This window comes from Streptomyces sp. CO7, from assembly GCF_053474865.1.
On the sequence record NZ_JBRIOU010000011.1, the window covers coordinates 69,182 to 81,110 of the forward strand.

11 protein-coding genes are annotated in these 11,929 nt (G+C 73.5%); 9 read left to right on the forward strand and 2 right to left on the reverse strand.

Annotated features, from left to right (window positions below; translation table 11 throughout):
• Positions 1 to 20 precede the first annotated feature (20 nt).
• From ribH to ACOV8S_RS29425, 6 genes are all read left to right on the forward strand, one after another.
• Entirely contained in the window at positions 21 to 506 is a 486-nt protein-coding gene (gene ribH, locus ACOV8S_RS29400; RefSeq protein ID WP_448321557.1) for a 6,7-dimethyl-8-ribityllumazine synthase, read from the forward strand.
• Positions 507 to 539: 33 nt separating this feature from the next.
• On the forward strand, positions 540 to 812 hold the full coding sequence (locus ACOV8S_RS29405; protein ID WP_448321523.1) for a phosphoribosyl-ATP diphosphatase: 273 nt from the start codon (positions 540 to 542) through the stop codon (positions 810 to 812).
• 119 nt (positions 813 to 931) lie between these two features.
• Complete coding sequence (hisG, locus tag ACOV8S_RS29410) at positions 932 to 1,780, forward strand: ATP phosphoribosyltransferase (RefSeq protein WP_448321524.1); 849 nt, start codon at positions 932 to 934, stop codon at positions 1,778 to 1,780.
• A gap of 68 nt (positions 1,781 to 1,848) precedes the next feature.
• A complete protein-coding gene (locus ACOV8S_RS29415) occupies positions 1,849 to 2,298 on the forward strand; it encodes a PH domain-containing protein (protein WP_448321525.1) in 450 nt (149 codons plus the stop codon).
• A 279-nt stretch (positions 2,299 to 2,577) separates the two neighbouring features.
• Positions 2,578 to 4,008: a hemolysin family protein gene (locus ACOV8S_RS29420; protein ID WP_448321526.1), complete on the forward strand. Its 1,431-nt coding sequence runs from the start codon at positions 2,578 to 2,580 to the stop codon at positions 4,006 to 4,008.
• Complete coding sequence (locus ACOV8S_RS29425) at positions 4,005 to 5,033, forward strand: hemolysin family protein (protein ID WP_448321527.1); 1,029 nt, start codon at positions 4,005 to 4,007, stop codon at positions 5,031 to 5,033. The genes ACOV8S_RS29420 and ACOV8S_RS29425 overlap by 4 nt, the downstream gene beginning before the upstream one ends.
• 104 nt (positions 5,034 to 5,137) lie before the next feature.
• On the opposite strand, the gene ACOV8S_RS29430 is transcribed toward ACOV8S_RS29425, so the two are convergent.
• The gene (locus ACOV8S_RS29430) at positions 5,138 to 7,009 is read right to left on the reverse strand and encodes an AAA family ATPase (RefSeq protein WP_448321528.1); all 1,872 of its coding nucleotides are present in this window, start codon (positions 7,007 to 7,009) and stop codon (positions 5,138 to 5,140) included.
• A gap of 391 nt (positions 7,010 to 7,400) precedes the next feature.
• On the reverse strand, positions 7,401 to 8,048 hold the full coding sequence (locus ACOV8S_RS29435) for a uridine kinase family protein (RefSeq protein ID WP_448321529.1): 648 nt from the start codon (positions 8,046 to 8,048) through the stop codon (positions 7,401 to 7,403).
• A gap of 176 nt (positions 8,049 to 8,224) precedes the next feature.
• Here ACOV8S_RS29435 and ACOV8S_RS29440 point away from each other — a divergent pair, with 176 nt between their 5' ends.
• The 3 genes from ACOV8S_RS29440 (at position 8,225) to ACOV8S_RS29450 (ending at position 11,547) form a co-directional block, all read left to right on the forward strand.
• Complete coding sequence (locus ACOV8S_RS29440) at positions 8,225 to 9,598, forward strand: peptidase C39 family protein (protein WP_448321530.1); 1,374 nt, start codon at positions 8,225 to 8,227, stop codon at positions 9,596 to 9,598.
• A 160-nt stretch (positions 9,599 to 9,758) separates the two neighbouring features.
• The gene (locus ACOV8S_RS29445) at positions 9,759 to 9,902 is read left to right on the forward strand and encodes an SCO1431 family membrane protein (RefSeq protein WP_351118429.1); all 144 of its coding nucleotides are present in this window, start codon (positions 9,759 to 9,761) and stop codon (positions 9,900 to 9,902) included.
• A gap of 463 nt (positions 9,903 to 10,365) precedes the next feature.
• Positions 10,366 to 11,547 (forward strand): acyl-CoA dehydrogenase family protein, encoded by a 1,182-nt coding sequence (locus ACOV8S_RS29450; protein ID WP_448321531.1) that lies wholly within the window; start codon positions 10,366 to 10,368, stop codon positions 11,545 to 11,547.
• Positions 11,548 to 11,929 lie beyond the last annotated feature (382 nt).

Sequence of the window (11,929 nt, forward strand, 5' to 3'; positions counted from 1 at the left end):
AAGCACCCCCAGGAGAGCACGTGAGCGGCAAGGGCGCACCCGAACTGACCGTCGAGAACTGCGGAGACCTCCGGGTCGCCGTCGTGGCGGCGCAGTGGCACGAGAAGGTCATGGACGGACTGGTCGACGGCGCCCTGCGCGCCCTGACCGAGCTCGGCATCACCGAGCCGACGCTGCTGCGCGTCCCGGGCAGCTTCGAGCTCCCGGTGGTCGCCAAGGTGCTGGCGCAGCGCGGCTACGACGCGGTCGTCGCCCTCGGCGTCGTCATCCGCGGCGGCACCCCGCACTTCGACTACGTGTGCGAGGGCGTCACCCGGGGGCTCGTCCAGGTCTCGGTGGAGACCGGCGTGCCCGTCGGGTTCGGCGTGCTCACCTGCGACACCGAGGAGCAGGCGCTGGACCGCGCCGGACTGCCCGGCTCGAACGAGGACAAGGGGCACGAGGCGGTGACCGCCGCGGTCTCCACCGCGACCACCCTGCGTTCAGTATCTGAACCCTGGCGGTGACGTGTCGCGGGGGCGCGTAGGGTGGGGGTCACCATGTCCAAGAAGACTTTCGAGGAGCTCTTCACGGAGCTCCGGCACAAGGCCGAGCACGGCGACCCCGCCACCTCCCGCACCGCCGAACTGGTGGACAAGGGCGTCCATGCCATCGGCAAGAAGGTGGTCGAGGAAGCGGCGGAGGTCTGGATGGCGGCCGAGTACGAGAGCAAGGAAGCCGCCGCCGAGGAGATCTCGCAGCTGCTGTACCACGTCCAGGTGATGATGGTCGCCCGCGGCATCTCCCTGGACGACGTGTACACCCATCTCTAGGCCGCCGCGCCTTCCCCGTCTTCGCACACCCCGCCGCGCCGCCGTCCGCGGTGCCGTTTCCGCCTGTCCGTCCGCACCTCCCACACGTCGAACGACGTCGAACCGAAGGAAGCCGTTTCATGCTGCGCATCGCCGTCCCCAACAAGGGTTCCCTCTCCGGGCCTGCGGCGGCGATGCTGCATGAGGCCGGCTACCAGCAGCGCCGCGAGTCCAAGGAGCTGCGGGTCGTCGACCCGGCCAACGAGGTGGAGTTCTTCTACCTCCGCCCCCGCGACATCGCGATCTACGTCTCCTCCGGCCGCCTCGACATCGGCGTCACCGGCCGCGACCTGCTGATCGACTCCGGCGCGGACGCCGAGGAGATCCTCCCGCTCGGCTTCGCCCGCTCCACCTTCCGGTTCGCCGCCCGGCCCGGCGCGGTGACGGACCTGTCGGACCTCTCCGGCAAGACCGTCGCCACCTCCTACGAGGGCATCGTCGACAAGTACCTGGCCGAGCAGGGCGTGAACGCCTCCGTCGTCCACCTGGACGGCGCGGTCGAGACGGCCATCGAGCTGGGCGTCGCCGAGGTCATCGCGGACGTCGTGGAGACCGGCACCTCGCTGCGCAACGCGGGCCTCGAGGTCTTCGGCGACCCGATCATGAAGTCAGAGGCCGTGGTGGTCCGCCGCACCGGCGCCCCCGCCGACGAGCCCAAGGTCCAGCAGTTCCTGCGCCGCCTGCAGGGCGTCCTGGTGGCCCGGACCTACGTGATGATGGACTACGACTGCCGCGTCGAGCAGCTGGAGAAGGCTGTCGCGCTCACCCCCGGGCTGGAGTCCCCGACCGTCTCCCCGCTGCACAACGAGGGCTGGGTCGCGGTCCGCGCCATGGTGCCCTCCGCCGACGCGCAGCGGATCATGGACGACCTCTACGACATCGGCGCCCGCGCCATCCTGACCACCGCCATCCACGCCTGCCGCCTCTGAGCCGCCGCGCCCCCGGCGACCCGGGGGCGCGCCCGCTCCGAGGAGACCGAGCACACCGAGGACACCGCATGACCACGACGGATCTTCCCGCGCTCCCTGTCACCTTCCGGCCCGGCCGCACCCGCGCGGTGCTGCTGGCGCTGGGCGCCGTGATGTTCGTGGTGCTGACCGTCGTGGCCCTCATGCTGCCCCACCTCGGCGGCGGGGAGCGGCTCAGCTTCGTGTTCACCGGCGCCCTGGCGTTCGGCGTCCTGTGGACGCTGGCGCGGCCCCGGGTGCACGCCGAGGAGACCTGCGTCACGGTGGTCAACATCGCCTCCCGCCGGCGGCTGGAGTGGGCGGAGATCGTTCAGGTCCGGCTGCGGCCGGGCGACCCCTGGGTCTTCCTCGACCTCTCCGACGGCACCAGCCTGCCCGTCCTGGGCATCCAGCCGGGTGTGGCCAGGGAACAGGCGCTGCGTGACGCCCGCGCTCTGCGGGCCCTGGTGGAGGCCAGGACAGCGGTCGGACCCGCCTGAGGCGGAACTGCACGGGGGCGCGCGGAAGCACCGGCACCCCCGCACGGCGCAGTCACCCCTGCCGCGGACGGCCCTGTCTTGATTAACCTGTCAGCCGGGGCGTCACGGTGACGCCTCCGCCCCCGAGCCCAGCCCGGCCCGCCGGCCGGCACCCCGGGGGCTCCTGCGATCCGAGGAGTGACTGACTCCGGCGATGGACGGACCGTCCTGCAGTACCTGCGCCGCCCCTGCCCGACCTGACGCGGACCCGTTCCGCGGCATCGCGGAGGCGGCGGCCACATGACCATCCCCCTGCTGCTCCTGGCAGCCGCCTTCCTGCTGATCCTGGCCAACGGTTTCTTCGTGGCCGCCGAGTTCGGCCTGGTGACCGTCGACCGCCCCGAGGCGGAGCGCGCGGCCGCCGAGGGCGACCGGCGCGCCCGCCGCGTGGTCGACTCCCTCAGGGAACTCTCCTTCCAGCTCTCCGGGACCCAGCTCGGCATCACCATCACCTCCCTGGTCGTCGGCATGCTCGCCGAGCCCGCGCTCGCCGAACTGCTGCACGGCCCGTTCACCGCGGCCGGGCTGCCCGAGGGCGTCGTCCCCGGCGTCTGCGTGGCGGTGGGCATGCTGCTCGCCTCCGCGGTGCAGATGGTGATCGGCGAGCTGGTGCCCAAGAACTGGGCGGTCTCCCGGCCGCTCCAGGTGGCCCGCTTCGTGGCCGGCCCCCAGCACCGGTTCGCCCGCCTCTTCCGCCCGGTGATCGCCGGGCTCAACGCGGTCGCCAACCGGCTGGTGCGCGCCCTGGGCTTCGAGCCCGCGGAGGAACTCGCCTCCGCCCGCACCCCGGGTGAGCTGGTCTCGCTGGCCCGGCACTCGGCCCGGGCCGGCACCCTCGAACAGGACACCGCGGACCTGTTCGTGCGCACCCTGTCCACCCTCTCCCTGGGCGACCTGACCGCCCAGCACGTGATGACCCCGCGGGTGCGCGTCGCCGCCCTGCAGGCCTCGGCCACCGCCGAGGACGTGGTCAACCTGACCCGGGCCACCGGCCTCTCCCGCTTCCCCGTCTACCGGGAGCGGATCGACGAGATCGTCGGCATGGCCCACCTCAAGGACGCGCTGGCCGTCCCCGCCGCGGAGCGCCTGCGCACCCCGGTGACCCGCCTGTGCCGGCCCGCGCTGCTGGTCCCCGAGACCCTCCCGGTGCGGCCCCTGCTGACCCGGCTGCGCACCGAGCAGCCGATCGCGGTGGTCGTCGACGAGTACGGCGGCACGGCCGGCGTGGTCACCCTGGAGGACATCGTCGAGGAACTGGTCGGAGAGGTCCGCGACGAGCACGACGGACTGGACGTGCCCGAGCTGGCCCCCGCCCCCGCCGAGGACGGGGCGCCCGCCTGGGACGCCGACGGAGCCTGCCGGATCGACCTGCTGGGCCGGGCCGGACTGCGGCCGCCGGAAGGCCCCTACGAGACGGTGGCCGGACTGGTCGCCGACCTCCTCGGGCGGATCCCGGCCGTGGGGGACACCGTCGAGCTGCCGGGCTGGCGGCTGCGGGTCCTCCAGGTCGGGCACAACCGGGCCGAGCGGGTCAGGCTGCTGAAGGCCGGAGCGGTCGCCGCCGTGCCGGCCGCCCCGTCCCCGGCCGTGGTGCTGGAGGCGGCCTCCGGGGCCGCGCTCTCCGCCGAGGGCCGGCCGGCCGCACAGCACCTGGCGGAGGCCGCCCGATGAGCGCGCTGCAACTGCTCTTCGCGGCCCTGCTGGTGCTCGGCAACGGCTTCTTCGTCGGGGCCGAGTTCGCGCTGGTCTCGGTGCGCCGCAGCCAGATCGAGCCGCTCGGCACCGCCCGGGCCCGGCAGGTCCTGTACGGCCTGGAGCACCTGCCCCGGATGATGGCCGCCGCCCAGTTCGGCATCACCGTCTGCTCGCTCACCCTGGGCGCGGTCGCCGAGCCGACCCTGGCGCACCTGCTGGAGCCGGTGTTCACGGCCCTGCGGGTGCCGGACGCCATGATCCATCCGCTGGGGTACGTCCTCGCCCTCGCCGTGGTGGTCTTCTTCCACCTGGTGATCGGCGAGATGGTGCCCAAGAACCTGGCGATGGCGGCGCCCGAGAAGGCCGCGGTGTGGCTGGGGCCCGGACTGGTCGCCTTCGCGCGGCTGTGCGGCCCCGTCACGGCGGCCCTCGGGGCATGCGCCGGGGCGGTCCTGCGGATGTTCCGGGTCGAGCCCAAGGACGAGGTCGAGGCGGTCTTCACCAGCGAGCAGCTCAACCGGCTGGTGGAGGACGCGGGCCAGGCCGGCCTGCTCGACCCGGAGGACGCCGAACGGCTCGAGGACGCCCTCGAACTGGGCTCGCGCCCGGTCACGGACGTGCTGCTGCCGCGCGAGTCCCTGGTCACCGTCGGCCCCTCGGTCACCCCGGGGGAGGTCGTCGGCCTCACCGCGCGCACCGGGTTCTCACGATTCCCGGTGGTGGGGGAGGGCGACGTCTTCCTGGGCTACCTGCACGTCAAGGACGTCCTGGACCTGGACGACGCCGACGGGCCGGTTCCCCCGAGGGTCCGCCGCCCGATGACGGAGCTGCCCGCGGCCCTGCCGCTGGACGACGCGCTCACCGTGATGCGCCGGGCCGCCGCCCACCTGGCGGCGGTCACCGACGGCTCGGGCCGCGCGCTCGGCCTGGTCGCGCTCGAGGACGTCCTGGAGCTCCTGGTCGGCGAGGTCCGCGACCCGGCCCACCGGGTGGCCTCCTAGGTCCTTCAGGGCTCGCACCCGCGGAAGCGGTGCCGGGGTCGCCTCCGCGGAAGCGGTGCCGGGCCGCTTCCGCGGGAGCGGCCCGGCACCTGTCCCCGCTCCGGTCACTCGTCGCCGGACGCCGGTTCCCGTCCCGCGAGGACCTCCCCGTAGGCCTGCATCAGGTCCGGCAGCCGCAGCGTCGACAGGTCCTCCCGGGACAGCTCCGTGTCCTGCGGAATCGCCGACAGCCGCAGGTCGCGGTAGGCGCAGCTCTTCTCGTACAGGGTGCGCAGGAACCGTCCGTTGCCCAGCTCGTCGATCCACCCCCGCTCGACCACGTAGGCGCTGATGGACAGCAGCTCCTCCCGCGCCTCCGCGTCCCAGACGTCCTTGTTCTCCTCGGCCAGCACCTCGCCGATCGCGCACAGCTCGTCGGGCCGGTAGGAGGGGAAGTCCACCCGGGTGGTGAAGCGGGAGGACAGGCCCGGATTGGCGGCCAGCAGCCGGTCCATGCCCTCGGGGTAGCCTGCGAGTATCACCACCAGGTGGTCCCGGTTGTCCTCGGCCCGCTTCAGCAGCACCTGCAGGGCCTCGTCGCCGTAGGCGTCGCCCTTGCCGTACCCGGTGTTGACCAGCGAGTACGCCTCGTCGACGAACAGCACCCCGCCCAGCGCGGAGTCGATCAGCTCGTTGGCCTTCACGGCGGTCTGGCCGAGGAACTCGCCCACCAGGTCGGCCCGTTGCGCCTCGACCAGGTGGTCCCCGCCGAGCAGTCCCAGCGCGTAGAAGACCCGTCCGAGTATCCGGGCCACCGTGGTCTTGCCGGTTCCCGACGGCCCGGAGAAGACGAAGTGCCGCTTCGGGGGCCGCACCGGCAGCCCCTGGTCGGCCCGCAGCCGTGCCATGTTCAGCTGCGCCGAGAGCGCCTTGACCTGCCGCTTCACCGGCTCGAGACCGACCATGCGCTCCAGCTCGGCCAGCGCCTCCTCCAGCAGAGCGGGGTCGGCGGGCCCCGAGGGGACGTGCCGGAGCGGGGCGAAGGCCTTTTCGCGCACCGTGTCCGGCGAGGACAGCGACGTGGTGCCGGGATCCGGTTCGGAGACCTTCACCCCCACGTCCCGTCCCGCCGTCCCGGCCATCGGGTCCAGGCCCTCCGCGCCCTCGCCGGCGGGGGAGAGGGGGAAGCCCGCGTAGCCGTCGATGCCGAGCTCCGCGTCCTCGTCCCAGCCGTCCCCCTCGGAGATGGCCGCCAGCCGGGCCGAGGTGTCCATGAACGAGGGATCCACGTGGTGCACCGCGCGGTACAGGGGCAGCGCGGCGGCGGTCCGGCCGGTGCCCTCGTGGGCGCGGGCCAGCCAGTACCGCAGCTCCTTGCGCTGCGGCTGCTCGCTGCGGCACCGCATCAGCGCGGCCGACAGCAGCGGCTCGGCCTGCCCGTACATCTCCAGCCGCACCCGGGCCATCCCGCCGAAGAGCCGGGCCTCGATGCCCAGCGCCGGGTCGTCCAGCAACGGCTCGGTGTGCCGCACCAGTTGGTCCCAGTCCTTGACCAGGTAGGCGCGGCAGGCGTGCAGGAACCGGACCTGGGCGTCCGACGCGGCGGGCGGTAACGAGGCGAGCGCGCGGTCGAGTTCGGGCACGTGACGGCCGTCCAGCCAGTGCGAGGCGTACGCCAGCAGCAGGTCCCGCCCGCTCTCCAGCACCGGCTGGACCCACCAGCCCAGCCAGTACCAGGAGTTGAGCGGCCTGCCGTGCCGGGTGCGCTGCTCGCCGAAACGGTCGCCGTGCTGGTGCATCCGCAGCAGCGCCGTCGTGGTGTCCACCCGCAGGGCGTGCAGGCCCAGCCACGCGTCCGCCATCCCTGGATCGAGCCGCACCGCGGTGCGGAACTCCTCCTCCGCCTGCGGGTAGGCGCCCATGGCGTAGGCGTCCACCCCTCGCAGCCAGGCCAGATCGGCGGGGGCGCCGGGGCCCCGCGTGCCGAATTCCCTCACGTCGTCGTCCCCCACAAACCGTGCCCCCGTCCCCTCGCCACCGGGCCGGCCCCGGTGACCGCCTCGGCCGAACCGCCCGGCCACCGGCCCCGGTTGGCCATGCGGCGGCGGACCGACGGACGCACCGAAGGCATCGTACCCATGGGGTCGACGGGGCCCGAAGGGCGAAGTGAGGGCGCGTGGAGCACCACCGGCGCACCGCTGCGGCACCGCGCGGTCACGGAAAGTGAGCGTCAGGGGGTGCCAGGCACCGGGGGAGCCGGTCCGGGGCAGAACGAAGCCCTCGGTCACGGGGGAACAACCGAGGGCTTCGCGTCCATGAGCGGTCGTTCACCGGCCGCGCATTGAGAACGTAAGACCTGCACGGCCCCGGGGTCAACCCGTCCCGACGTCACGGTCGGGCGTCGCGTCCCGGGTCCTGGAAGGGGCGTTCGCGGGGCGCCGACGGCTCGTCACCGAACGTGAGGAAAGTGGAGGTCGCACCTTCCGACACCCGGTACCCGCAGCCCAGTTGACGGACCAGTAGGTGTGCGTGGGGACGCGAGGGGTCGCGCGCGAAGTGCGCGCGCTCGGCCGCCTCCCAGCCGTCCCAGAACTCCCGCTGCTCCTCGCCGTCCCGGCGGCGTCCGCGCCGCCAGGACTCCTCGGCCGGCAGGTCCATCCAGACCAGCCGGGCCAGGTGCGGACGCAGCTCCCGGCGTCCCGCGCCGACACCCTCGAGCAGTACCGCCGGCGCGGGCGGCAGGAGGCGGGGCGGGCCGAAGCGGCGGGCGGTCCAGTCGTAGGGCGCGTAGCGGGCTGCGCGGCCCTCCCGCAGCGGCTCCAGCACCTGGGAGGCGAGCCGTCCGGTCCAGGAGAACAGCTCCTCGTGGGTGGCGATGTCGTCGAGATGGAGGACCGGGGCGCCGCCGAGGGCCCGGGCCAGGCGGTCCGCGAAGGTGCTCTTGCCGGAACCCGCGTGCCCGTCGACACCGATCAGCCGGACCGGGCCGCAGGAAGGGGGCAGCCGCAACAGCGCGGCGGCGAGGGCTTCGGACACGGCTCCACTCTAGGCGCGGCCGTCCCCCCGACCGACGTTTCCGCCAGAGGTCCATACCAATATTGCCGCACGAGGAACGGCCGAGGTACTGGATCGGTGGCGGATCGCATGGCCATAGTGGGGGCCGGTGCCGCGGACACCATCACCTGACACACACCCCAGGGGGCCGAACAGCCATGAGCAGCAGAGCACAACAGCCGTCCCGCAGAACCGTTCTTGCCGCGGCGGTCGCCGTGGCGGTCACCGGGGCCGCCGCGGTTCCCGCGACCGCGGCCCCGACGGACGCCGCCGACGCCGGCACCGCCGCGGCCAGGGCCAAGGGGCTGGTGGACAACCGGGCCTGGGTCACCTACGCCGACTGGTGCGAGGGCCGCGCCCGTGGCGTGCGGCCCGTGGCCGGCGCCCGCCCGGGCATCGTCATCGCCACCCCCGCGGGCGTGAGCGACTACACCGACCCGCACACCGGGACGACCGCCTCCTGGGAGTACGCCACCTGGACCTCGCAGCCCCACCGGCTCAAGGTCCCGGCCACCGAGGTGATCCCCAGCTGGAACGCCGACACCCCGGACGGCACCTGGATCCAGGTCGAGCTGCAGGGCACCTACAACGACGGCACCGACACCCCTTGGTACGTGATGGGCCGCTGGGCCGCCGGCGACCAGGACATCCGCCGCACCTCGATGGACGACCAGACCGACGGCAAGAGCACCATCTGGACCGACACCTTCTCCATCGACGACGCCTCCACCGGCCTGCGCCTGGTCTCCTACCGGCTGCGCCTCACCCTCTACCGCCGTCCGGGCTCGAAGGCCACGCCCACGGTCTGGCGGCTCGGCGCGATGGGATCCGACGTCCCGGACCGCTTCACCGTCCCCGCCTCCACCCCGCGGGTCGCCCGCGAGCTGGCGGTGCCGCGCTACTCGCAGAACACCCACGTCGGTCAGTACCCCGAGTACGACAACGGCGGCGAGGCCTGGTGCAGCCCCACCTCCTCGCAGATGATCATCGAGTACTGGGGCCGCAGGCCCACCGCCGAGCAGCTCGCCTGGGTGAACCCGGAGTTCGCCGACCCGCAGGTCTGCCACGCGGCGCGCCACACCTTCGACTTCCAGTACGAGGGGTGCGGCAACTGGCCGTTCAACGCCGCCTACGCCGCCACCTACCCCGGGCTGCAGGGCGTGGTGACCCGGCTGGAGTCGCTCACCGACCTGGAGACGCTGGTCGCCGCGGGCATCCCGGCCATAACGTCGCAGTCCTTCCTCGCCACCGAGCTCACCGGCGCGGGCTACGGCACCTCGGGCCACCTGATGACGGTGATCGGCTTCACCGCCGAGGGCGACGTCATCGCCAACGACCCGGCCTCCCCGAGCAACGAGGCGGTCCGCCGCGTCTACAAGCGGGCCGAGTGGGAGAACATCTGGCTCCGGACCAAGCGGTACAACGCCAGCGGCAAGGTCTCCTCCGGCACGGGCGGCGTCTGCTACCTGTACTTCCCGGCGCACCCCACGCCCGCCCAGCGGCGCGCGCTGGAGGCCGTCGGCATCCGCTGACGATGCCCGGCACGGGCCTCCCGGCGAGCTGACCTGCGGTCTTGTGACGAAGGTCTCCGCCCGGGGGGCCCTGGGCGATGGCATGGTGGAGGAACGGAATCCGGCCGCGCGGCCGGGCGCCGGGGGGATCCTCCACCGCACGCGACCCGAGCGAGACACCATGAGCGCAGCGACTGCCACCCTGACCCGCACCCTCACCGGCGGCCCGAAGGACGACGACGACAACAGCCTCGTCGAGAACATCGCCGGCTGGGTCCTGGTCGTGGTGGTGGCCATGCTGGTCACCCGCCTCGGCCTGGTCTGACCCGCCGGACGCGGCGAACGCGGCGGCCCGCGCGTCACGGACGCACGGCGGGACCCTCGGGCGTGAGGGCCTGACGGCGACCGCGTGCGCGACGGCCTGACGGCGACCCCGTGCGTGACGGACGGCAGGACCCGTCCGCGCGCCCGGTACGGACGAGCCCGCCCCGGCGTCCTGCCCGCACAGCACAGCACAGTAAGACGGAGCCCGGCCCCACGGCCGGGCTCCACTGCTTTTCCGCCGTCGGCGGGCGCACCCGGAGGACATGTTCTCCATCCGTTACAAGTAAGCGACCGTTAACCGGTGACGCGGCGACGGCTACCGGGCATACTCACAGCGCGCAGCCGCCGACCTGCCGTTTTCTTCCGCGACCCGGAAGGGCGTCGGATCTGCTCGTGAGCCGGCGGGTCCCGCATCATCCACGCGGTCGCCCGCCCTGCGCCTGTACAGGGAGGAGAACACCGCCATGACCGATCATGGTGCCCCGCAGCCGGTAGACCGCACGCTGCCCACCGACGAGGCCCGGGACCTGCTCGGCCTGGTCCGCGACATCGCCCAGCGCGAGATCGCCCTTAAGGCGGCCGAGGAGGAGGACGCCGGCGTCTTCCCCCGCGAGCTCTTCGCCCTGCTCTCCGAGGCCGGACTCCTCGGGCTGCCCTACTCGGTCGAGTACGGCGGCGGCGACCAGCCCTACGAGGTCTACCTGCAGGTCCTGGAAGAGCTCGCCGCGGCCCGTCTCACCGTCGGCCTCGGGGTGAGCGTCCACACCCTCTCCTGCCACGCCCTGGCCCATTTCGGCACCAAGCAGCAGCGGCTGGAGCACCTGCCCGCGATGCTCGGCGGCGGTCTGCTGGGCGCCTACTGCCTGTCCGAGCCGGCCTCCGGCTCCGACGCCGGCTCGCTGCGCACCCGCGCGGTCCGCGACGGCGCCGACGGCGACTGGAGCGTCGAGGGCACCAAGGCGTGGATCACCCACGGCGGCATCGCCGACTTCTACACCCTGATGGCCCGCACCGGCGGCGAGGGCCCTCGCGGCATCAGCGCCTTCCTGGTCCCGGGCGACGCGCCCGGCCTCAACGCGGCCGCGCCCGAGAAGAAGATGGGCATGAAGGGCTCGCCGACCGCCCAGGTCCACTTCGACGGCGTCCGGCTCGGTGACGACCGCCGGATCGGCGACGAGGGCCAAGGCTTCACCATCGCGCTGGCCGCACTGGACTCCGGCCGCCTCGGCATCGCCGCCTGCGCGATCGGCGTGGCCCAGGCCGCGCTGGACGCCGCAGCCGCCTACGCCGGCGACCGCCGCCAGTTCGGCCGCCCCATCGGCGACTTCCAGGGCCTGCGCTTCCTGATCGCCGACATGGCGACCCAGGTCGAGGCGGGCCGCGCGCTCTACCTGGCCGCCGCACGGCTGCGCGACGCCGGACGCCCGTTCTCCCGGCAGGCGGCGATGGCCAAGCTGTTCTGCACCGACGCCGCCATGAAGGTCACCACCGACGCCGTCCAGGTGCTCGGCGGCTACGGCTACACCGCGGACTTCCCGGTGGAGCGGTACATGCGGGAGGCCAAGGTGTTGCAGATCGTCGAGGGCACCAACCAGATCCAGCGGATGGTCATCGGCCGTCACCTGCTGGGCCCCGAGTCCCGCTGACCGGCGGCCGCCGGCCCGGCGGGGTCGCCAGGCGGTTCCACTCCGGGTCGTGACGGCCCGGAAGGGTCCGCCCTCCGTCCGCCCAGCTCCGCAGCAGGTCGCGGTAGATGGGCGGATCCTCGGACGCCTGCTCCGGGGCCGCCGGCGCCTCCACCGGACCCGGCACGAACACACGTCGGCGTCGGGCGACGGCCGATGAGGTTGCGGTCATACCGGGAGAACGCCCGGGGCGGCGACATGTCACCCCGCAGGGCGTCAGCGCATCAGTTCGGGCTCACGGCCGCGCGACGTCGGGCGGCGGGGGCGCGGCGGTTTCAGGCGGCGCGGTCCATGTGGCGGCGGGTGATCGGCGCGCGCATGGGGCGCGAACCCGGGCCGCCGA